Source organism: Neptunomonas sp. ABH4_499 (assembly GCF_056160565.1).
Map to the genome: position 1 here is coordinate 86,576 of NZ_JBSWXK010000005.1, position 20,969 is coordinate 107,544.

Sequence of the window (20,969 nt, forward strand, 5' to 3'; positions counted from 1 at the left end):
GCACCAAACGTTAATTGCTAGAGGCTTCTACTATGTGTGGAATTGTAGGACTGTACCTAAAAAACGATAAATACGAACAACAACTAGGGCAGCTATTTGAACCGATGCTGATCGCCATGACGGACCGCGGTCCGGACAGTGCAGGGTTTGCCATTTACGGTGATGAGGTATCAGAGGGCTGGGTAAAACTCACATTACGTCACCCAGATGAGACGTTTAATTGGGCTGAGCTAACCGATAAATGCGCGACGGCTTTAGGGGCTGAAGCTCAGTTTATGAACAACGCCAATGTGGCGGTGTTGAAGATTCAAGCCCAAGAGGAAGCGGTCAGAACCTGGCTCGAAACCCGCTACCCAGAGGTGCTAGTACTGAGTGCCGGCGCTTCCATCGAAATCTTAAAAGAGGTCGGCTTACCGGAGAACATCGCCAGCAAGTTTAATCTGAGTGCGATGAAAGGCAGTCACATCATCGGGCACACCCGCATGGCCACAGAGTCGGCCGTTACTATGGCAGGTAGCCATCCATTCTCGACCGGTTCCGATCTTTGCTTGGTGCACAACGGCTCGTTATCGAACCACAACCGTCTTCGCATCAACTTGCAGCGCGAAGGTATTCACTTTGAAACGGAGAACGATTCTGAGGTGGCAGCCGGTTACTTAACGTGGCGCTTGCAACAAGGCGATACCTTAAAAGAAGCGCTGGAAAGCGCCCTGAAAGACTTGGATGGGTTCTTCACCTTTACCATTGGTACGAAAGACGGTTTTGCCGTGATGCGCGACCCCATTGCCTGTAAGCCAGCCGTGTTGGCGGAAACGGAAGATTACGTTGCGATGGCATCGGAGTATCAAGCTTTGGCCGAATTACCAGACATCGAGAACGCTAAGGTCTGGGAGCCAGAGCCTGCCACTTTCTACATTTGGGAACGCGCATAGGATTGGATACGCATTATGAAAACATTTGATTTAACAACCCAAACTGTCCGTGAGTTAAACCAAGCGCTGCACGCACAAGCCGCAACTTTAAGTGAAAAAGAGTGGGTGGTTACCCAGCCCAAAGGCACGCATAACATCGCTGTGGGTTTGGACGCTGATGTCATGGTCGATATCCAAGGGCACGCTGGTTATTTCTGTGCGGGAATGAACAAAACTGCACACGTGACTGTGCACGGCAATGTCGGCCAAGGTGTGGCCGAAAACATGATGTCCGGTGTAGTCCGTGTGAAAGGCGATGCGTCTCAGGCGGCCGGTGCAACGGCACAAGGCGGCTTGTTGGTGATCGAGGGCAATGCCGGCGCACGCTGCGGTATCTCGATGAAAGGCGTTGATATCGTCGTTAAAGGCGATGTAGGACACATGAGCTGCTTTATGGGGCAATCAGGTACCTTAGTGGTGTGCGGCGATGCAGGCGAAGCACTTGGTGATTCCTTATACGAGGTGCACATCTATGTAAAAGGCACCGTGAAATCACTGGGGGCGGATTGCATCAAGAAAGAGATGCGCCAAGAGCACATCGAAGAGCTTACTGCACTGCTGCAACAAGCCGACGTGGATGAAGACCCTGCAGCCTTTAGCCGATACGGCTCGGCTCGTGAGCTTTACACCTTCAAAGTCGATAACGCATCTGCCTATTAAGTGAGAGGTACGCATCATGAGTAACGAATCCAATAACGACAACATCAGCTTGCGTGAATCAGCGACCTTTGACCGTGCCACCATGGCCGAGATTCGCCGCGCGGCCAATACCGGCATCTACGATATTCGTGGCTTTGGCGCCAAACGCAAACTGCCGCATTTTGATGATCTGCTGTTCTTAGGGGCGAGCATGTCTCGATACCCGCTTGAGGGTTACCGAGAAACCTGTAACACCTCGGTCACACTGGGCGATCGTTTTGCGAAAAAACCGATTGTGCTGGATATCCCTGTCACGATTGCCGGTATGAGTTTTGGTGCACTGTCGGCCAATGCCAAAGAAGCCCTAGGGCGAGGTGCCTCCATTGCAGGTACATCGACCACCACCGGTGATGGCGGTATGACCCCTGAAGAGCGTGGCCAGTCGAAAAAACTGGTGTATCAATACCTGCCTTCACGCTACGGCATGAACCCCGATGATTTGCGCAAAGCTGATGCCATTGAAGTGGTACTTGGGCAAGGTGCAAAACCCGGCGGTGGCGGTATGTTGTTAGGGCAAAAGATCACCGATCGTGTCGCTAAAATGCGTAATCTTCCAAAAGGGATCGATCAGCGCTCGGCCTGTCGCCACCCAGATTGGACTGGCCCTGATGACTTGGCCATCAAAATCCAAGAACTTCGCGAAATTACGGATTGGCAAGTGCCTATCTACATCAAAGTTGGTGCAACCCGTACTTACTACGATGTGAAGTTGGCGGTAAAAGCCGGTGCCGATGTGATTGTCGTCGACGGTATGCAAGGCGGTACAGCCGCCACGCAAGATGTGTTCATCGAACATGTGGGTATCCCAACCTTGGCGGCCATTCCGCAAGCGGTTCAAGCACTGCAAGAGATGGGCATGCACCGTAAAGTGCAGCTGATTGTATCGGGTGGTATCCGAAATGGAGCCGACGTGGCCAAGTGCATGGCGTTAGGTGCGGATGCGGTAGCCATTGGTACAGCCGCCTTGGTTGCACTTGGGTGTAACGATCCTAAGTGGGATGAAGATTACAAAAAGATCGGTACTGCAGCGGGCTTCTACGATGACTATCAAGAGGGTAAAGACCCTGCGGGTATCTCCACTCAAGACCCAGAACTTATGAAGCGTCTTGATCCGGTTGCGGCCGGTAACCGTCTTGCGAACTACCTGCGCGTACTGACGCTCGAAGCTCAAACGCTGGCGCGTGCGTGTGGCAAAAATGATCTTCGCAACCTAGAACCCGAGGATTTGGTGGCGCTTACCGTTGAGTCCGCGGCGATGGCACGTGTGCCATTGGCCGGGACCAACTGGGTACCGGGTCAGTCGTTTTAAGCCGAGTTCGACCCTCCGTTTTAGCCACGCTTATGCGTGGCTTTTTTTGGGCGCTTAACGCGTGAATGAGTCGTTTTGGTGCTTGTTTTTATGTAGAAAAATTCAGATATGAAAGTGCAGTTCATCACTGAAATTAAAAGGTTTAAATTTATTTAAAACAATGAATTACGAATACTTGGTATGAGAATTGTTTAACTCTTTTTAAGGATTAAATCTTAACCTTGATGTTTAACTTTGCTTGGAGATCTTAGCTTATGAGTAATGGGGTTTTGGAGCTCAGCTATGCGCTGGATACCTTCTATTTTTTGATGTGTACCGCGTTGGTCATGTGGATGGCCGCTGGCTTTGCGATGTTGGAAGCGGGTTTGGTGCGGGGTAAAAACACCGTCGAAATCCTCAACAAAAATGCGCTGCTTTATGGCATCGCGTGCTTTGTGTATTTAGTGGTCGGTTACAACGTGATGTATCCGGCTAATCCGGTCAGTGCTTACATCCCCGGTATCGATTTTTTGCTGGGTGATGACCACAGTGTCGATGCGGTGCTGGCGGGTGGTGGTGATGCGCCTTATTACTCATCTATGGCCGACTTTATCTTCCAAGCGGTGTTTGCCGCTGCGACCATGTCGATTGTGTCTGGGGCGGTTGCCGAGCGGATGCGCCTGTGGCCATTTTTGGTCTTTGCGATTGTGATGGTCTCGGTTATTTATCCGGTTGAAGGCTACTGGAAGTGGGGCGGTGGTTTCCTAGACCAACTGGGCTTCCAAGATTTCGCTGGCTCCGTTGTGGTGCATATGGCTGGGGCGTCTGCAGCGTTAGCGGCCGTGATCATGGTTGGCCCACGAAAAGGACGCTATGGCAGCAAGGGTGAAGTCCGTGCCATCCCTGGGGCGAACCTGCCGTTGGCCACCTTAGGTATGTTTATTCTTTGGATGGGCTGGTTTGGTTTTAACGGTGGCTCCGAGCTTAAAATCGCTAATGTCGATGAAGCCAACGCGGTGGCGAAAATCTTCGTGAACACCAACGCCGCGGCCGCGACAGGTATGATTGCGGCGGCCTTAATTGCACGTGTTTTGTTTGGCAAAACGGACCTTACGATGACCATCAACGGTGCTTTGGCAGGTTTAGTGGCTATTACCGCAGAACCGCTTGCGCCAAGCGCTGGTATGGCGTCATTCATTGGTGCGATTGGTGGTGTCGTTGTGGTCTTCTCGGTGCTTTTGTTGGATAAGCTCAAGCTCGATGATCCCGTTGGAGCAATCTCGGTGCATGGCTCGGCCGGTATTTGGGGGATTTTTGCAGTCTTAATCACCAATGAGGACGCCACCTTCTATGGTCAATTCATGGGCACAGTGTGCACCTTTGCTTGGATGTTTGTAGCAAGCCTAGTCGTGCTATTCGTGATTGATAAGGTGATGGGCTTAAGAGTTTCTGAAGAAGAGGAGCTTGAAGGGATGGATATGCACGAGTGCGGTATGCACGCGTATCCTGAGTTTGGGTCTGAATCTAAATCCTGAGTTTAACGAAGGTTTGGTGATTTGAAGTCATAAAAAAGCTCTGCACATGCAGAGCTTTTTCGTGTTTAGCGTTTATAAATATCGCTTTCATTCCATTGGGTGTAAACCTGTGCATCCTCAACGGCCCAGCTCAATTCGACTTGGCTACCTGTCTCAAGTGGCGTAAAGCCTTGGGAAGATTGTTTCGCCATAACGTCCATCCCGCTTTTGGTGCGTACCAGTGAGGTATAGCTCTCGCCTAAAAACACAGTCTCTTCGAGGGAGCCTAGCAGTCGGTTTATACCTGATGCTTTCTGTGCGGCCTGATTCGATCCGCGGTTAAGCGTTATGCCTTCTGGGCGAATCATCAGTAAGACCTCTTGGCCTTGGGTTAATTGAGCATCGGTGTCTACGTTCAGGGTATGTCCATCGCATTCCACTTGGGAGGCGTTGATCACGCGCGCTTTCAGAAAGTTGGAATTACCTAAAAACGAGGCAACAAACGCATTGGGGGGGCGGTTATACAGATCGATACCGCTGCCTAGCCCGACGATTTTGCCCTCTTTAAAGATGGCAATTCGCTCAGATAGGCGCATCGCTTCATCTTGGTCGTGTGTGACATAAATGATCGTAATGCCAAGGCGACGATGGATATGACGAAGCTCATCCTGAAGGTCTTCACGCAGTTTTTTATCAAGTGCGCCAAGGGGCTCATCCATCAATAAGATATCAGGTTCGTAAACGAGGGCCCTTGCAATGGCAACACGCTGCTTTTGCCCGCCAGATAGCATACTTGGGCGGCGATCAGCAAAGGACTCAAGCTGAACCAGCTTTAAAATCTCGTCCACTTTTTTATCTCGCTCAGGTTTGGGCGTTTTGCGGATATCGAGCGGAAAGCCGATGTTGTCCCTAACGCTCATGTGGGGGAATAACGAGTAGTGTTGAAACACCATGCCAATGCCGCGTTTATGAGATGGCACGCTGATAAGGGAGGTATCGTTTAGTAGGATCTCCCCCGAGGTTGGGGTTTCAAACCCTGCAATCATGGATAACGTGGTGCTTTTACCAGAGCCACTTGAGCCTAAAAAAGTTAAAAATTCGCCTTTTTGAATCTCAAGGTCGATATGGTCAACGGCGGCAAAGTGCCCGTAGCGTTTATTCAGTTGCTTTAGGCGAACCAATGGGGCGTGTTGTGTGTATGCGTTCATAAAAGGTCCTTGACTAAGATGAGGCTTGGCTGCGCTTTCGCAAAAGATGCGCGATGATCATGATCACAATGGACAGGCCAATTAATAGGCTGGAGGCCACCGCAATCACGGGCGTAAGGTCCTGACGCAGGGTCGACCACATCTTGACCGGTAGTGTTTGAAGCTCTGGGCTTGCCATCATGATGCTGATGACCACCTCATCCCAAGAGACTAAAAAGGCAAAGAGTGCGCCTGCAAAAATCCCGGGTTTAATGGAGGGAAAGGTGACTTTAAGGATGGCTTGTAAGCGCGTTGCCCCGCAGATAACCGCTGCATCCTCGATGGATTGATCAAACAATCGGAGCGAGTTAATGATAGATATCATCGCAAACGGCAGAGCCACAATCACATGACTGATCACAAAAGCCGTCCGTGTGCCCGTCAGTCCAAGCGATAAAAACAAGCTGTAGCAAGCCACAGCGATGATCACCACAGGGACAATCATGGGCAGGGTAAATAGGCTGTAAAGGTAATCACGCCCCGGAAAGCGGCCGCGCACTAAAGCAAAAGAGGCGGGCAGCGCAATGAGGCTTGCAATCACGGCGGTCAGTGTTGCTACCTGCACACTGGTTAAAGCCGCTTCCAGCCATTGCGGGTTATTAAAAAACTGTTCGTACCATTTGGTAGTCCAAGAAGGGGGTGGAAACACCAGCCACTGTGACGATCCAAAGGATAACGCCACAATAAAGAAAATGGGCAGTATCAAGAACGCGGCGATCGCGCCGGTAATGCAATAGAGCGCAGACTTAAGAGGCCAGCGCATGGAGTGAGGTGAGAGTAGCATGATTATCTCCCGCTGCTGGATGAGGTAGGCGACTCGGATAGCACTTTTAAGTACACATAAAAGAGTGCCAAAGTGATCACGATCAGTAGGGTGGCTGATGCACTGGCCATGCCCCAGTTCAGAAAGTTTTGAACCTGCTGCACAATAAATTCGGGCAACATCATATTACTGACACCCCCTAATAGCGCCGGCGTCACGTAATACCCAAGAGACATGACAAAGACCATCAAACCGCCCGAGAAAATGCCGGGTTTGCACAGTGGTAAAAAGACTTTGAAGAACACGACGCGGCTGGGCGCACCGCAAATGGACGCCGCCTGTGGAATCATCGGGTCGATGGCACTCATGCACGCTTGCAAAGGGAGCACGACAAACGGGATCATAATGTAGGTCATGCCGATAACGACGCCGGTTAAGTTATGCACCATCTCAAGTGGTTGGTCGATCAAGCCGATGCCCATCAGTATTTTGTTGATAACACCAGAGCCTTGTAGCAGCACCAACCAAGAGTAGGTGCGGGCTAGTAGGCTAGTCCACATCGAAAGCAACACGATGTTCAATAGCCATCGTCCCCAGCCGTTGGGCATTAACGTAATGCACCACGCCAGCGGGAAGCCCAATAACACCGCAAACACGGTCACAAGGCTGGCTACCACAAAGGTGTTCATCAACACCTGCGCATAGGTCGAGGTGGCCAAGAGTTGCTCGAAGTTGGATAAACCCAAACTGGGTTCGGTCACGGCCTTGAGTAATAAACCGATCAGTGGGACTAAAAAGAATAAGCTTAAAAAAAGCACAATAGGGATCAGCAACGAACCATCCTGCCAATCACGTTTGTAAAGCGATACGTTCATAAAGAGGGCGCCTTTACCGCGCTTGGGCGAAAACTCGCCCAAGCGGTACGAAGTGATGGGGGGTTATTTCAGTTGCCAGTCGTTCCAGCGTTGGGCTATCTCCTGACCGTGCTCGGCCCAATATTGGAAATTAAGCGAGACTTGCTGATCGGCGTATTGGGTCGGTAAATACTCGTTCAGTGCCGCATCCATAAGGGCTGGGCTATCAGTATTAATCGGCGAGTAGGCGGTTTTAGACGCAAAATTCGCTTGGCCTTGGGCGCTGGTGGAGTAGGCTAAAAACTTCATGGCCGCCTCTTTATTGGGTGCACCTTTTGGAACGACCAAAAAATCCGCCATAACCAAGTTATCTTTCCAACTCACACCCACCGGTAAACCATCCTTTTGCAGGGCGTAGACTCGGCCATTCCAGAACATACCAAGGCTTGCTTCACCCGAGGCTAACAGTTGCTGCGATTGGGCACCGCCGCCCCACCAAATGATCTCATCTTTGATGGTGTCTAACTTGGCAAAGGCGCGGTCTAAGTCCAACGGATACAAGGCATCAGGGGCGACACCATCGGCGATCAGTGCCATCTCTAACACGCCCGGGCTTGGCCATTTATAGAGGGCACGCTTACCGGGGAAGGTTTTTAGGTCGAACAGCTCTGCCCAATCGGTTGGGCCGTTTGCAAGCTTGCTCTGGTTGTAGGCCAAAATGAATGAGAAGTAGAACGACCCTACACCGTAATCCGACACGAAACGTGGATCAATCTTGCTGCGATCGATGACCGAAAAATCGAGTGGTTCAAGTAACCCCTCTTGAGCAGCGCGAAAGGCAAAATCGGCCTCCACATCGACGATGTCCCACTGCACGTTACCACTGTCGACCATGGCTTTAAGCTTGCCGTAGTCGGTTGGTCCATCCTGTAGAACTTTTACGCCAGACGATTCGGTGAAGGGCGCGGCCCATTCCGATGTTTGAGCGTCCTGGGTAGAGCCACCCCAGCTCACAAAATTAAGTGACTCGGCCGCATGTGCGGTCAAGGCAGGCAACACAGATGACACACTTAGAGCAACAGCTAACGCCGAGCGCTTGATTCTCTGGTTGAACATCGTACTTTTCCTTTTCGTTTCATAGGTCTTTTGTGTCTGTAATGCACTGATATGAGGAGTTTTTTTAGCCTAGAAACATGTCTAAAAAACATACAATGGACTTCCATAATATGGTATTCCATTTATGCGTCAAGCCTTAATCGTGTGTTTTATTGAAGTGTGGGGAAAGTTTTGATGGGTGAAATAACGAGAGGATGGGCAAAAAAACGCTACCCAAAACGTAGGCAGCGAAGCGTGTAAGAAACACAGCGAAAGGGTGAGGCAAAGATCAAACGCTGGGTGTTACGCTTGACCTTGAAGAATCAAAATGTGTGCGTTAGCGGAGGCTAAGCGCTTTTCACGTGCAGCTTGGTACTCGGGTGAGTGATAGCAATCGAGCGCTTGCTGATAGCTTTCAAATTCAAAAACCACGGCTCGATGAGGTGGCGCATCATCAAAGCCTTCTAGTGGGGTAAAGTGCTCACCGCGTGAAAGGATCTTTGCCCCGTATTTGGCTAAAGCCGCAGGGGCGAGGGCTAGGTAATCTTGATAGGCCTGTGGGTCGGTGAGTGTGACATGGGCAATCCAATAACCTTTCATCTTACTCTACCTTATCCAGCAGCCCTTGCTCGGTCAGGACGCCACGGGCGATACGGAAGCACTCAACCCCTTGGGGGACACCGCAGTAGATCGCAATGGCATGCAGAATAGAGCGAATCTCGTCGACTGAAACGCCGTTGGTGATCGCGCCTTTCAGGTGTAGTTCCCACTCTTCCATCTTGCCAAGGGCCGCAATCATCGTGAGGTTCATCATGGAGCGGGTTTTGGCATCAATGGTGTCATCCCCCCAACCAAAGCCCCAACACCAACGGGTCATCGCTTCTTGAAAAGGCTGATTAAACTCATCGGCTTTTTCTAGGTTTTTCTCGACGTACTCTTTACCCAATGTCGCTTTGCGGCGGGAGAGGCCAAGCTCAAACAGATCATCGTTCATGAATCGTTTCCTTTTTCGAGGTGGGTTGCGATTTCGTAGGCTTCTTTCAAATGACGTTCACAGATGTCGCAGGCTTTTTCGGCATCGTGCTCTTCGAGCGCTTTGACCATTTCGTAAAGGTCTTTAGGGCCTGCGGTTTTACGACCGGTTGAGCTCAGTGTTAATGCACGTAAACGCGAAATGCGCGAGTTAAGCTGTTCGACCAAGACCCACGCCACATGCTTTTCAGCGGTGTGGAAGATCAACTCGTAAAAATCCTTCGTCAGGCTCAACGCCGTTTTGATGTCATCTTTTTCCAGAAGCGCTGCTATCTGATCGTGCAACCGGTACAGCTCTTGAATGCCTTCAGGTGTGATGACTTTGCTGCACTCCTTTACGGCCGCGCACTCAAGGAGGGTGCGGATCTCGTAAATCTCTTTGACTTCGGCATCACTGATGGAGGCGACCGCAAATCCAGAGTTGGGAATGCCCACCACTAAATGTTCACTTTCTAGATGACGAATGCACTCTCGCACCACCGTACGGCTCACGCCCATGGTTTCGCATAAGTTGCGTTCGATTAATCGTGTCCCAGGTTTCAGCGTGTTGTTGGTAATCGCATCTCGCAGGGATTCCAGTGCGTTCTCTTTTAGGGTTTTCGGTCGTTCAACCTTCTGCATGCTTGTCGCTTCCTTTAGATCAAAATCAATTTTTGCATCTTATCACATGGATGGGTTGATTTAGATCAGATAGTGTGTTTATGTTTATATCATATGGTATACCATATTACAAATTGTTCAATGTGACCCTAATTAGGATAAGAAGATGAGTTTAGAGATACGCAAAATCGTAAGTTTTGAAGAAGAAACCCTGATCGAGGGCTTCAAAAAAGCCGAAACACCCTTGCGCATGTTCGCTGTGGCAGCGGTCGTTAAAAACCCGTGGGCAGGCCAATATGTTGAGGATCTTAAGCCGATCGTCCGTGAATACGGCCCTCAACTGGGTGAATTGCTGACCAACCGTATCTGTGAGCTGGCAGGTGGTGCAGACAAGATCGAAGCGTTCGGTAAAGCGGCGGTGGTCGGTCTTAACGGTGAGGTTGAGCACGCATCAGCGCTGATCCACACCTTGCACTTTGGTAACTTCTATCGTGAAGCGGTTCAAGCGAAATCCTTTTTATCCTTTACCAACACACGTGGTCCTGCGAACGCACCCATCAGCGTGCCTATGATGGACAAAAACGACGGCGGTAAGCGCTCCCACTACTTAACCTTGCAATTCAACATCGGTGATGCTCCCGCTGCAGACGAAATCGTTGTGGTGCTCGGTGGTTCAACGGGTGGGCGACCACACCACCGTATTGGCGATCGTTATCAGGAGCTTCAGGAGTTAGGGCATGACCTTGATAACCCTGCCGCGGTCTAAATCTCAATCGGGTTTGGCGTACGTCAAATCAGGCCAAGGGCCATCTCTTGTGTTGATTCACGGGGTGGGGCTTCGGCTTGAGGCGTGGATGCATCAAATTGAGACGTTATCGGATTATTTCACGGTCTACGCCGTGGATATGCCAGGTCACGGTGAAAGCGCATTGATGCCGCAGTGCCGAGATATCCCATCCTACACCGATACCATCGCCGATTGGATTCAAGACGAGGTGAAAACGCCGGTCTTGATCGCTGGCCATTCCATGGGCTCGATGATCGCGCTGAATTTTGCCATCCGTTTTCCGGAATTGTGTGTGGGCGTTGTCGCGCTTAACTCGGTGTATCGACGCTCCGATGATGCTAAGCGCGCAGTCATCGACCGAGTCCAACAGATTAAAGAAAGCATCACTCCCGACAACGTGACCGCACCGGTTAAGCGCTGGTTTGATTTCCCGTTAGTGGGGGATGACGCGCAGCATGCGCTTTGGTGTCAGGAGTGGCTAAGCCAAGCGTCACTGGATGGGTATCGTCAAGCTTACGAGGTGTTCTGCTTTAACGATGGCCCGTGTGATTCAGATTTAAGTCAACTTAACCTGCCCGCGTTATTCCTAACCGGCGAGGGCGACCCCAATTCGACACCTGCAATGTCGATGGCTATGGCAGAGCGCTGCCCCAACGGGAAAAGCTACGTGGTTAAACAGGCCCGACACATGGCGCCTTTAACCCACGCAACAGAGATAAACCCAATAATAAAAGAGTTCGGCCTAAGCGCTTTTGGCCAGCAAGAAGGAGGTTTCTTGTGAGTACGTTAGATCCAAGAGAGTTACGTAACGCATTCGGTTCGTTTATGACCGGTGTCACGGTGGTTACCGCCGTTAGTAAAACAGGCGAGAAAGTCGGCTTTACGGCCAATTCGTTTACTTCGGTATCCATGGACCCGCCTTTATTGCTTGTCTGTCCGGCCAATAAGTTATCCAGCTTTGAAGTGTTTGAGCAGTGCGAACACTTTGGCGTTAGCATTCTTGCTGAAGATCAACAACACGCTTCCAACACCTTTGCAGGTTCCAAAGGAGATCGCTTTGCCGAAATCGCTTGGAGTGAAGATGCCTTCGGCACGCCCATGATCGATGGTGCGGTTACGCAGTTTTCATGTTCGGCTTTTCAGAAAGTCCCAGCAGGGGATCACTTAATGCTGGTGGGTAAGGTTGAAGCCTTTTCCAGCAATGAAAAGCTCGGTTTAGGTTATGCCAAAGGCGGCTACTTTAGCTTAGGGATGGAACACAAAGCGGAAGAAGTTGCTCTGCACTCAGCGGGGCAAGTCGGTGCATTGATTGAGTGCAACGATAAGCTATTGGTTCAAAAAACGGACAAAGGCTACACCTTACCGGTGATCGATATGGCCAAAGGCCAAAGCTCTCATGAAACGTTAAGTGCTTTTGTCAGCAAAATCGAACCAGAATGCGAAGTCGGGCAGGTGTTCTCGGTGTATGAAAAAGCCAGCACCGGTAACTTTGTCGCGTTTTACCGGGTTGAAAGTGCCAAAGAAACCCAGCACGAGCAGTACGAATACGTACCCTTCACCGCCTTATCTGGCATGCAATTTGTTTCCCAAGATCTGCATTCAATGGTAAGTCGCTTAGTAAGTGAAAAGCAAAATGGCGCTTTCCGTTTGTATTTCGGTGATGAAGCCAAAGGAGATGTGCGATGAAATTCTCTCTGTTTGCTCATATGGAGCGTGTAAACGAGCAGCAAAAGCAGCAAGATCTGTACGATGAGTTTATCTCTTTGTGCAAAATCGCCGATGAAGGTGGCATGTGCACAGTGTGGACCGGTGAACACCACGGTATGGATTTCACCATCGCACCCAACCCGTTTTTAAACTTGATCGACTTGGCGCATCAAACCCAACACGTTCGCTTGGGGACAGGCACCGTGGTTGCACCTTATTGGCACCCCATCAAATTGGCTGGTGAAGCGGCGATGACCGACATCATCACCCAAGGGCGTTTGGAACTCGGTATCGCTCGTGGTGCGTATTCCTTCGAGTACGAGCGTATGGTTCAAGGTGGTATGGACGCTTGGGGCGCGGGTGAGTGTCTGCGTGAGATGATCCCAGCCATTAAAGGCCTATGGAAGGGGGATCACACCCAAGAAAGTAAACATTACAGCTTCCCGAAAACGACCTCATCGCCTAAACCGTTAACCGAAGATGGCCCGCCAATTTGGGTCGCCGCACGTGACATTAACAGCCATGAGTTTGCGATCAGTAATGGTTGCAACGTTCAGGTAACCCCGTTGTGGCAAGGCTTGGAAGAGGTCGAGACTCTGATCTCTAAGTACAACGAAGCCTGCTCTAAATACGATAAACGCACCAAAATCATGATCTTGCAGCACGCTTTTGTCTCTAATGATCAAGCTGAATTGGATATGGCGGCGCGTAAGTTGCACGAGTTTTACTGCTACTTTGGCGCGTGGTTTAAAAATGAGCGTCCTATCAGCCAAGGCTTGATCGAAACGCTGTCTCAAGATGAGATCGACAACCATCCGTTCTATAAGCGAGATGCCATTCAGAAAGATTTGATGATTGGTACCTCGAAACAGATCATCGACCGCTTAAAGCATTACGAAGATTTAGGCTACGACGAGTTTTCTTACTGGAGCGATTCAGGCATGACGCGCCAAGAGAAAGAAACCTCCCTACGTCGTTTTATTGATGAAGTTATGCCGGCGTTTAATTAAGAAACGGAGTCGTTATGTCTGATTCACAGTTACCGCATTATTCACTGTTTATCGATGGTGAATGGGTAGAAGGTGCGGCTCAAAAACGTTTATCAACGATTAACCCAGCCACGGGTGATGCGTGGGCTACCTTTGCTTGCGCCGAACCTCAAGATGTTGATCGTGCGGTTAAAAGCGCTCGCAAAGCGCTAAGCAATCCAGAGTGGGCAGGGTTGACTGCCACAGCGCGAGGTGCGCTGTTAAATACGCTGGCGGATCTGTTAGCCGAGCACTCAGAAGCCTTAGGTGCGGTTGAAACCACCGACAGTGGCAAGCTGGCGGCAGAGACGCAATCCCAAGCGAAATACGTAGCGAATTATTACCGTTACTATGCTGGCCTTGCCGATAAGATCGAAGGGCATACACTACCGATCGATAAGCCCGACATGCATGTGTTCACCAAACCTGAACCCATTGGTGTGGTTGCGGCCGTTGTGCCTTGGAATGCCCAGATGTTTTTAACGGCCACCAAGTTGGCACCGGCGCTTGCGGCCGGTTGCACGGTGGTGATTAAAGCCTCTGAGGTGGCACCGGTTGCTATTTTGGAGTTTGCCAAGCTGATCGAAAAAGCAGGCTTCCCTAAAGGGGTGGTCTCCGTGATCACAGGGGATGCCGAAGGGTGTGCGATTCCGTTGACATCCCACCCCGATATTGACCGCTTAGCGTTCACCGGTGGGCCAGAAACGGCCAAGCATGTGGTGCGTAATACGGCGAATAACTTTGCGGTCACATCGTTGGAACTCGGCGGTAAATCACCCATTTTGGTGTTTGATGATGCGGATCTTCAAAGTGCAACTAACGGTATCATCGCGGGAAACTTTGGGGCATCGGGGCAATCTTGTGTGGCCGGTTCCCGCGTGTATGTTCAGCGCAGCATTTATCCCAAATTGATCGAGCGCTTATTGGAAGCGACCTCCCGCATAGTGGTGGGTAACCCACTTGAGAAAGACTCGCACATTGGCCCTTTGTGTACCTTGACGCAGATCGAGGGTATTAAATCTGCCCTTAACAAAGCTAAGGCACAGGGTGCCAAGATTCTCGCAGGCGGTGAGCCGATTCCTGATTTAGGATCTGATTACTACTTTGCACCCACCATTGTTGAGTGTCCAACTCATGATATCGAAACCCTGAAAACAGAGCTGTTTGGCCCTGTGATGTCGATTGCTGTCTTCGATACCGAAGAGGAAGCCATCGCGCTTGCGAATGATTCGGAGTTTGGGTTGGGTTCTGGTGTGTTCACCGAAAACTTAGCCAAAGCGCTTCGTGTATCGCAGCAGATCCGATCCGGTATCTGTTGGGTTAACACCTATCGTGCGGTATCCCCAATGGCACCCTTTGGCGGGGTGAACCAATCCGGTTATGGACGAGAAGCCGGAATCCAAGCCATTCAGGATTACATCCGCGTGCGAACCACGTGGATCAGTACATCCAGTGAGCCTATGAGTAACCCATTTGTGATGCGCTAATGGGTTGCTGAACAATAAAAATAACATCTTCAGCGATGGCTGATGCTTAGGAGTTTTTTATGAAACCCAGCACTACTTCTGTCTTGAATACACCGAATGTCAGGCCAAGCATCTTTATGCGTTATGGCTCAATATTGATGGTGACCGCGTTTGTTCTGTTCACGGTGTTTAACGTGGACTTCTCGAATAAAGTATTCAGTGGTATCAACAACTGGATATTGACTAACTTGAGTTGGTACTACGTTGTTATCGTCAGTACCGTTCTTGGTTTTTCTGTATGGGTGGCGTTCAGTCGCTATGGCGATATCCGCTTGGGCAAAGATGATGAAAAGCCCGAGTTTGGTTTTACCGCTTGGTTCTCGATGCTGTTCAGTTGCGCCATCGGTACAGGTCTTTTGTTTTGGAGTATTGGCGAGCCCTTGATGCATTTTCAGGGGAATCCATTTTTAGATATGAATGCCATTGCGCCCAAAACGGAAGAGGCGGCACTAATGGCGATTCGTATCACCATGTTCCACTGGGGGTTACACGGTTGGGCGGTCTATATTCTGGTCGGCTTGTGTTTAGCGTACTTCTGCTACCGCCGGGGATTGCCGCTAACCGTCCGGTCTGGTCTCTATCCTTTGTTGGGTGAGCGCGTGAATGGCCCAATAGGCCATGCAGTCGATTTACTGGCGATTTTCAGCACCTTATTTGGTACAGCAACCACCTTAGGCTTAGGTGTTTCCCAAATGAACGCTGGGCTGAATTACTTATTTGGTATATCGGTGTCGACCACTACGCAAGTGATCTTGATTGCGATTGTGTCGGTGATTGCAACGGTATCGGCCATCTCAGGTGTTGGGCGCGGGATTAAAATCCTAAGTATCTGGAACATCCGCTTAAGCATGTTGGTGATTCTGTTTTTCGTCTTTGCAGGCCCAACCGTGTTCCTACTGGACATGACGGTCACCAGCTTAGGCGATTATGCGGCGTCTTTTATCCCGATGGGTTTTTGGGTGGATCTTAATCCAGAGCGTCAGTGGCAAGGTTGGTGGACCATCTTCTACTGGGGTTGGTGGCTGTCTTGGGGCCCGCTGGTGGGTATGTTTATTGCGCGTATCTCGCGTGGCCGTACCATCCGTCAGTTCATGTTAAGTGCGTTGGTTATCCCACCGTTAGGTGGCTTCTTATGGATCATCATCTTTGGTGGTACTGCGCTTCATATCGATTTGTTCCAGGGTGGGCAACTTACTCAAGTCGTTAACGACAATATTACCCAAGCCTTGTACAGCACCATTGAAGCACTGGGTGTGGATTCAATGACCCACGCGGTAGCGGCACTTTCCACTTTGTTGATTGTGACCTGGTTTGTGACGTCGGCAGACTCTGGCACCTTGGTCATCTGTACGATTGTTTCCCACGGAGACACCCATCCACCCAAACACCTACGTGTAATTTGGGGCTTAGGCTTGGGTGCGGTTGCAGCGTCTTTGCTGTTGGCAGGCGGTCTTGATGCCTTGAAAACCGCTGCGATCATTGCTGCGTTGCCGTTTTCGGTGGTATTGGCCTTCATGTGTTGGGCATTGGTGAAAGGGTTAAGGGATGAGCGCAATGGCATCGTCTATAACGATGCGGATTTGGCAAAACCGACACCTGTAGACACCACCCAAGAGATCAACATCGATCGAACGGTTGCGGCTAAGTAAAGTCACAACCAATACGTTTGAACGATTAAGCCTTAACACAGGAGCAGACAATGTCATTCGATATGCTTAACGATCCGTCGCTCGTTAAATCAGGCGGTTTCATCAACGGTGAATGGGTTACACGGCCTGAAGGCAAGAAGTTTGATGTCGAAAACCCAGCTTCAACTCAAACTCTGACCCAAGTAGCCGACCTAGGCGCTGCCGAGACAACCCGCGCGGTGGAAGCCGCGCACTCTGCCCAGCAAGCTTGGCAAGGCGTAACGGCCAAAGAGAAATCCACCATGTTGCGTCGCTGGTTCAATTTGGTGATGGAGCATCAAGATGATCTCGCCACACTCATGACGCTGGAGCAAGGTAAGGTCTATCAAGAGGCCAAAGGGGAGGTTGTATACGGCGCCGCGTACATTGAGTGGTTCGCCGAAGAGGCCAAGCGCATCTATGGCGATGTACTGCCAGCCACAACCTCGGATCGCCGCTCGTTGGTGATCAAACAGCCTGTTGGTGTGGTCGGGGCGATCACGCCTTGGAATTTTCCCATTGCGATGATCACCCGTAAAGTGGCCCCGGCCTTAGCCGCTGGGTGTGCCATCGTGCTAAAACCTGCGGCGGAAACGCCCCTTTGTGCATTGGCGTTGGCCGAGTTAGCGCAAAGGGCTGGCATTCCGGATGGTTTGTTCAACGTGATTCCGGGTACGGATGCGGCCAGTATTGGGGAGGTCTTAACCAGCCATCCTTTGGTGAAGAAGATTACCTTCACAGGCTCCACACGAGTTGGCAAAATCCTGATGGAACAATCGGCTAAGGGCGTAAAGCGCACCTCGATGGAGTTGGGCGGTAATGCGCCCATCGTCGTGTTTGATGATGCGGATCTTGATAAAGCCATCGAAGGAGTGCTCGCAGCCAAATACCGCAATGCCGGTCAAACCTGCATCTGTGCCAACCGAGTGTTAGTCCAAGAAGGGATTCTCGATGCTTTCCTCGACAAATTGACCGCACGGGTGGGTGAGTATGTGACCGGTGATGGCTTTGATCAGCAAACCACCACCGGCCCATTGATTACAGGGCAAGCAGTTAAAAACGTCGATGCTTTGGTACAGGATGCGCTGTCAAAAGGCGCTAAGGTGTGTATCGGTGGCGAGGCGCTAAGCGCTGACGGTCATTTTTACCCACCCACCGTCCTGAGTGGCTTAACGCAAGAGATGCGCTTAGCAAAAGAGGAGGTCTTTGGGCCGGTAGCGCCGGTGTTTGCGTTTAAGGATGAAGCGCACGCTGTTTCGATGGCCAATGATACGGAGTTTGGCTTGGCGGCGTACTTGTACACCAAGGACGCTTCCCGAGTCTGGCGCGTCAGTGAGCGGTTGGAATACGGAATGGTCGGCGTGAACGAGACGGCGATCAGCTCCGAGATGATTCCGTTTGGTGGCGTCAAAGAGTCGGGCCAAGGACGAGAAGGCTCCAAATACGGGTTAGAGGACTACCTAGAGATGAAATACATCTGTATGGGTGATATTTAATCTGACCTGTCCCATCAAGTGGCCCTAACCTGGGGCCACTTTCGAAATGGCATTTGCCGCTTCCAGAAGTCGTGCTTTGGCATCCTCAAATTGCTCTGGATTATTCATGATCTGATCTGCCCCCGATATGTTGATCGCCGCAATAGTGCGTCCCATATAGTTCTTGATCGGGTAGGCGATTGCGGTGGCGTTGTCCGAGCGGTTACTCGAATACCCTTGTTGCCACTCCCGTTTTAACAGGGTTTTTAGCTCCGGAAAGCTTTGTGGGTGAGGGCCTGGGAACATGTCCAGTTGCAGAGTTTGATACATGGCATTGAGCTCTATTTCGCTTAATTGTTGCAGCAATACGCGGCCCATGGCATTCGTGTGGCAAGGCAATCGAGTCCCCAGAGGGATATTGACGGATAAGCGTTGGGACGCCTGAGCGCGGTACACGTAAATCGTCTCGAGACCATCCCTTATGCCCAAATGGCACGAAATCGATGTTTCATCACGCAGCGCATTGATGTGTGGGGCCGCAATATCGATTAAATCCTTACCGGCTAAAAAGGCAAAGCCCCGCGATACCACTTGTGGCCCAAGTTCATAGGCGTTACGAGCCACTTTTTTTAGGTAGCCCATATCCAGCAAGGTTTGCACGATTCGATAGGTCGACGAGGTGCTGACCCCAAGGCTGTCTGCAAAGTCCTGTGTGCTTAACACCCGCTCTTTGGAATCGAACAATTCAAGAATTTGTAAGCCTCGTGCTAAGGCCGGCACCATGTAGTCGGTGGTTTTACTCATTTTTATCACCCAGAGTAAGAAATTTTTCACTGATGTAACAAATTCGCATTTTTGAACTTTGTTTACGCTCAGTTATTGCCAAATAAGTTTCCTGTAAATATATTTAATTTATCTTCAATAAACAAATGGAATCCTTGATCTTACCTTCAGGGGTGTAAAAAAAGTTCGTGGAGTAAACATGGCCGATTCAAAAGAGTTCGTTTTAAAAGCTGCTTGTGATGCGACAAGTGGCATCGTTGCAGCCGTAACCTCCTACCTTGCGGGGTTGGGTTGCTACATATCCGAAATGCATCAGTACGATGACGAAGATAACCAGCGCTTTTTTATGCGGGCGGTGTGCCGGATTGAGTCGCCAACCACCACGATTGAACAGATCCGAGCCGGTTTAGACAATGAAGTGACCCAATTCAATATGGAGTGGGAGATCTTTGATGCTGCTAAACCGATGCGCGTGCTCTTGATGGTCAGTAAGTTTGATCACTGCTTGGATGATCTTTTGTATCGTCATCGCAAAGGGGAGTTGCCAATGGAGATCACGGCCATTGTCTCGAACCATAAAGATTTACGCGCTATGGCGGAGCGCGAGGGGATTCGGTTTGTGCACCTGCCGGTAAACAAGGACAACAAACCGTCTCAGGAAGCGGCGTTACTCGAGATTGTTAACGAGACGAAGACTGACCTTGTTGTGCTAGCCCGTTACATGCAGATTTTATCGGATACCTTGTGCGAGTCTTTACACGGCCGTGCGATTAACATCCACCACTCTTTCTTGCCAGGATTTAAAGGCGCCAAGCCTTACCATCAAGCGCATGAGCGTGGGGTAAAACTGATCGGTGCGACAGCGCATTACGTGACCTCCGATTTGGATGAAGGCCCGATCATCGAGCAAGCCGTGCAGCCTGTAGATCACACCTATTCACCCGAAAAACTGGTCGCCGTCGGCCGAGATACCGAAACGGTCGCACTGGCAAAAGCGGTACGCATGCACCTTGAGCATCGTGTGTTTATGTACGGTAACAAGACCGTCGTTTTCCGATAACAGGTGAAGCATGACTCAGATTATAGATGGTCGCGCGATGGCGAATGCGCTGATCGATGATATCGCCAAAGAGGTTCTAACCCTAAAGCACCAGAACATCCAACCCTGTTTGGCGGTTGTTTTGGTTGGGGAAGACCCAGCCAGCGCTGTGTACGTTCGTAATAAAGTGAAGCGCGCTAAGGAAGCCGGCATCGTCTCTGTTGAGCGTTACCTAGATGCCGCGTGCAGCCAAGACGAACTAGAAGCGGTGGTGGATGCACTGAACAACGACAGTAGTGTTCATGGCATTTTAGTTCAGCTGCCTTTACCTAAGCAGCTCAATGAGGAGCGCATCATTCAGATGATTTGCCCCGACAAAGATGTGGATGGGTTCCACCCTGAAAATGTGGGCCGTCTCTCGCTTGGACAAACGGCGCTGACCCCATGTACACCCCAAGGCTGCATGATGATGCTTCGCGATGTGCTGGGGGATCTAAGCGGTAAACACGCCGTGGTGATCGGTCGCTCCAACATTGTCGGTAAACCAATGGCCAATTTGCTTTTGGGTGCCAACTGCACGGTAACGACCGTGCACTCCAAATCCCAATCACCCGCTCACTTAACCAAGCAAGCTGACATCGTGGTGGCGGCCGTTGGTGTTGCGCATTTGGTGGATGAGTCTTGGATTGCACCGAGTGCGGTGGTGATAGATGTTGGGATAAATGCAGTGGGGGATGGCGAGACTCGCCGCTTGGTCGGGGATGTGAATTTTGCGGCGGTGAAAGATCGGTGCTTAGCCATCACTCCAGTACCTGGCGGAGTCGGGCCGATGACCATCGCCTGTTTGATGAAAAACACCGTGATAGCGGCAAAACAGCAGAGCGCCTTGTAGGT

Annotated in this window: 21 protein-coding genes; 13 read left to right on the forward strand and 8 right to left on the reverse strand. The window is 50.7% G+C overall.

Features of this window, described 5'->3' with window-relative positions; translation table 11 throughout:
- Positions 1-32: 32 nt before the first annotated feature.
- From ACXAF9_RS06660 to amt, 4 genes are all read left to right on the forward strand, one after another.
- Complete coding sequence (locus ACXAF9_RS06660; RefSeq protein ID WP_475071998.1) at positions 33-932, forward strand: class II glutamine amidotransferase; 900 nt, start codon at positions 33-35, stop codon at positions 930-932.
- Between the two features lie 15 nt (positions 933-947).
- The gene (locus ACXAF9_RS06665; RefSeq protein ID WP_475072002.1) at positions 948-1,631 is read left to right on the forward strand and encodes a protein glxC; all 684 of its coding nucleotides are present in this window, start codon (positions 948-950) and stop codon (positions 1,629-1,631) included.
- 16 nt (positions 1,632-1,647) lie between these two features.
- A complete protein-coding gene (locus tag ACXAF9_RS06670) occupies positions 1,648-2,979 on the forward strand; it encodes an FMN-binding glutamate synthase family protein (RefSeq protein ID WP_475072004.1) in 1,332 nt (443 codons plus the stop codon).
- A gap of 254 nt (positions 2,980-3,233) precedes the next feature.
- On the forward strand, positions 3,234-4,493 hold the full coding sequence (amt, locus tag ACXAF9_RS06675) for an ammonium transporter (RefSeq protein ID WP_475072007.1): 1,260 nt from the start codon (positions 3,234-3,236) through the stop codon (positions 4,491-4,493).
- Between the two features lie 65 nt (positions 4,494-4,558).
- On the opposite strand, the gene ACXAF9_RS06680 is transcribed toward amt, so the two are convergent.
- From ACXAF9_RS06680 to ACXAF9_RS06710, 7 genes are all read right to left on the reverse strand, one after another.
- Positions 4,559-5,680, reverse strand: coding sequence for an ABC transporter ATP-binding protein (locus ACXAF9_RS06680; protein WP_475072009.1), 1,122 nt, complete (start codon positions 5,678-5,680; stop codon positions 4,559-4,561).
- Positions 5,681-5,693: 13 nt separating this feature from the next.
- Positions 5,694-6,503, reverse strand: coding sequence for an ABC transporter permease (locus ACXAF9_RS06685; protein WP_475072012.1), 810 nt, complete (start codon positions 6,501-6,503; stop codon positions 5,694-5,696).
- A gap of 2 nt (positions 6,504-6,505) precedes the next feature.
- Positions 6,506-7,357: an ABC transporter permease gene (locus tag ACXAF9_RS06690; protein ID WP_475072014.1), complete on the reverse strand. Its 852-nt coding sequence runs from the start codon at positions 7,355-7,357 to the stop codon at positions 6,506-6,508.
- Positions 7,358-7,420: 63 nt separating this feature from the next.
- Entirely contained in the window at positions 7,421-8,452 is a 1,032-nt protein-coding gene (locus tag ACXAF9_RS06695; protein ID WP_475072018.1) for an ABC transporter substrate-binding protein, read from the reverse strand.
- A 282-nt stretch (positions 8,453-8,734) separates the two neighbouring features.
- A complete protein-coding gene (locus ACXAF9_RS06700; protein WP_475072020.1) occupies positions 8,735-9,031 on the reverse strand; it encodes a DUF1330 domain-containing protein in 297 nt (98 codons plus the stop codon).
- A gap of 1 nt (position 9,032) precedes the next feature.
- A complete protein-coding gene (locus tag ACXAF9_RS06705) occupies positions 9,033-9,425 on the reverse strand; it encodes a carboxymuconolactone decarboxylase family protein (protein WP_475072022.1) in 393 nt (130 codons plus the stop codon).
- Positions 9,422-10,084 carry a GntR family transcriptional regulator gene (locus ACXAF9_RS06710; RefSeq protein WP_475072024.1) on the reverse strand — a complete coding sequence of 221 codons (663 nt, stop codon included), beginning with the start codon at positions 10,082-10,084 and terminating at the stop codon, positions 9,422-9,424. The genes ACXAF9_RS06705 and ACXAF9_RS06710 overlap by 4 nt, the downstream gene beginning before the upstream one ends.
- Before the next feature lie 145 nt (positions 10,085-10,229).
- Here ACXAF9_RS06710 and ACXAF9_RS06715 point away from each other — a divergent pair, with 145 nt between their 5' ends.
- From ACXAF9_RS06715 to ACXAF9_RS06745, 7 genes are read left to right on the forward strand one after another with little or no spacing between them, the layout of a single operon-like run.
- Complete coding sequence (locus tag ACXAF9_RS06715; RefSeq protein ID WP_475072026.1) at positions 10,230-10,829, forward strand: amino acid synthesis family protein; 600 nt, start codon at positions 10,230-10,232, stop codon at positions 10,827-10,829.
- A complete protein-coding gene (locus tag ACXAF9_RS06720; RefSeq protein WP_475072028.1) occupies positions 10,801-11,631 on the forward strand; it encodes an alpha/beta fold hydrolase in 831 nt (276 codons plus the stop codon). The genes ACXAF9_RS06715 and ACXAF9_RS06720 overlap by 29 nt, the downstream gene beginning before the upstream one ends.
- Complete coding sequence (locus ACXAF9_RS06725) at positions 11,628-12,536, forward strand: flavin reductase family protein (RefSeq protein WP_475072030.1); 909 nt, start codon at positions 11,628-11,630, stop codon at positions 12,534-12,536. Before ACXAF9_RS06720 ends, ACXAF9_RS06725 begins: the two co-directional genes overlap by 4 nt.
- On the forward strand, positions 12,533-13,567 hold the full coding sequence (locus tag ACXAF9_RS06730; protein WP_475072032.1) for an LLM class flavin-dependent oxidoreductase: 1,035 nt from the start codon (positions 12,533-12,535) through the stop codon (positions 13,565-13,567). Before ACXAF9_RS06725 ends, ACXAF9_RS06730 begins: the two co-directional genes overlap by 4 nt.
- A gap of 14 nt (positions 13,568-13,581) precedes the next feature.
- A complete protein-coding gene (locus ACXAF9_RS06735) occupies positions 13,582-15,072 on the forward strand; it encodes an aldehyde dehydrogenase (protein WP_475072033.1) in 1,491 nt (496 codons plus the stop codon).
- A 59-nt stretch (positions 15,073-15,131) separates the two neighbouring features.
- Complete coding sequence (locus tag ACXAF9_RS06740; RefSeq protein WP_475072035.1) at positions 15,132-16,760, forward strand: BCCT family transporter; 1,629 nt, start codon at positions 15,132-15,134, stop codon at positions 16,758-16,760.
- Positions 16,761-16,810: 50 nt separating this feature from the next.
- A complete protein-coding gene (locus tag ACXAF9_RS06745) occupies positions 16,811-18,274 on the forward strand; it encodes an NAD-dependent succinate-semialdehyde dehydrogenase (RefSeq protein WP_475072037.1) in 1,464 nt (487 codons plus the stop codon).
- A 24-nt stretch (positions 18,275-18,298) separates the two neighbouring features.
- On the opposite strand, the gene ACXAF9_RS06750 is transcribed toward ACXAF9_RS06745, so the two are convergent.
- Complete coding sequence (locus ACXAF9_RS06750) at positions 18,299-19,057, reverse strand: IclR family transcriptional regulator (RefSeq protein WP_475072039.1); 759 nt, start codon at positions 19,055-19,057, stop codon at positions 18,299-18,301.
- A 178-nt stretch (positions 19,058-19,235) separates the two neighbouring features.
- On the opposite strand from ACXAF9_RS06750, the gene purU reads away from it, so the two are divergent.
- Both purU and ACXAF9_RS06760 read left to right on the forward strand, forming a co-directional pair.
- Entirely contained in the window at positions 19,236-20,096 is an 861-nt protein-coding gene (purU, locus tag ACXAF9_RS06755; RefSeq protein WP_475072043.1) for a formyltetrahydrofolate deformylase, read from the forward strand.
- A 10-nt stretch (positions 20,097-20,106) separates the two neighbouring features.
- Positions 20,107-20,967 (forward strand): bifunctional 5,10-methylenetetrahydrofolate dehydrogenase/5,10-methenyltetrahydrofolate cyclohydrolase, encoded by an 861-nt coding sequence (locus ACXAF9_RS06760; protein ID WP_475072046.1) that lies wholly within the window; start codon positions 20,107-20,109, stop codon positions 20,965-20,967.
- Positions 20,968-20,969 lie beyond the last annotated feature (2 nt).

Bases quoted from the DNA above. Each gene is read 5' to 3' on its own strand.
- ACXAF9_RS06660 (WP_475071998.1), top strand. From the start codon at position 33: ATGTGTGGAATTGTAGGACTGTACCTAAAAAACGATAAATACGAACAA.
- ACXAF9_RS06665 (WP_475072002.1), top strand. From the start codon at position 948: ATGAAAACATTTGATTTAACAACCCAAACTGTCCGTGAGTTAAACCAA.
- ACXAF9_RS06670 (WP_475072004.1), top strand. From the start codon at position 1,648: ATGAGTAACGAATCCAATAACGACAACATCAGCTTGCGTGAATCAGCG.
- amt (WP_475072007.1), top strand. From the start codon at position 3,234: ATGAGTAATGGGGTTTTGGAGCTCAGCTATGCGCTGGATACCTTCTAT.
- ACXAF9_RS06680 (WP_475072009.1), bottom strand. From the start codon at position 5,680: ATGAACGCATACACACAACACGCCCCATTGGTTCGCCTAAAGCAACTG.
- ACXAF9_RS06685 (WP_475072012.1), bottom strand. From the start codon at position 6,503: ATGCTACTCTCACCTCACTCCATGCGCTGGCCTCTTAAGTCTGCGCTC.
- ACXAF9_RS06690 (WP_475072014.1), bottom strand. From the start codon at position 7,357: ATGAACGTATCGCTTTACAAACGTGATTGGCAGGATGGTTCGTTGCTG.
- ACXAF9_RS06695 (WP_475072018.1), bottom strand. From the start codon at position 8,452: ATGTTCAACCAGAGAATCAAGCGCTCGGCGTTAGCTGTTGCTCTAAGT.
- ACXAF9_RS06700 (WP_475072020.1), bottom strand. From the start codon at position 9,031: ATGAAAGGTTATTGGATTGCCCATGTCACACTCACCGACCCACAGGCC.
- ACXAF9_RS06705 (WP_475072022.1), bottom strand. From the start codon at position 9,425: ATGAACGATGATCTGTTTGAGCTTGGCCTCTCCCGCCGCAAAGCGACA.
- ACXAF9_RS06710 (WP_475072024.1), bottom strand. From the start codon at position 10,084: ATGCAGAAGGTTGAACGACCGAAAACCCTAAAAGAGAACGCACTGGAA.
- ACXAF9_RS06715 (WP_475072026.1), top strand. From the start codon at position 10,230: ATGAGTTTAGAGATACGCAAAATCGTAAGTTTTGAAGAAGAAACCCTG.
- ACXAF9_RS06720 (WP_475072028.1), top strand. From the start codon at position 10,801: ATGACCTTGATAACCCTGCCGCGGTCTAAATCTCAATCGGGTTTGGCG.
- ACXAF9_RS06730 (WP_475072032.1), top strand. From the start codon at position 12,533: ATGAAATTCTCTCTGTTTGCTCATATGGAGCGTGTAAACGAGCAGCAA.
- ACXAF9_RS06735 (WP_475072033.1), top strand. From the start codon at position 13,582: ATGTCTGATTCACAGTTACCGCATTATTCACTGTTTATCGATGGTGAA.
- ACXAF9_RS06740 (WP_475072035.1), top strand. From the start codon at position 15,132: ATGAAACCCAGCACTACTTCTGTCTTGAATACACCGAATGTCAGGCCA.
- ACXAF9_RS06745 (WP_475072037.1), top strand. From the start codon at position 16,811: ATGTCATTCGATATGCTTAACGATCCGTCGCTCGTTAAATCAGGCGGT.
- ACXAF9_RS06750 (WP_475072039.1), bottom strand. From the start codon at position 19,057: ATGAGTAAAACCACCGACTACATGGTGCCGGCCTTAGCACGAGGCTTA.
- purU (WP_475072043.1), top strand. From the start codon at position 19,236: ATGGCCGATTCAAAAGAGTTCGTTTTAAAAGCTGCTTGTGATGCGACA.
- ACXAF9_RS06760 (WP_475072046.1), top strand. From the start codon at position 20,107: ATGACTCAGATTATAGATGGTCGCGCGATGGCGAATGCGCTGATCGAT.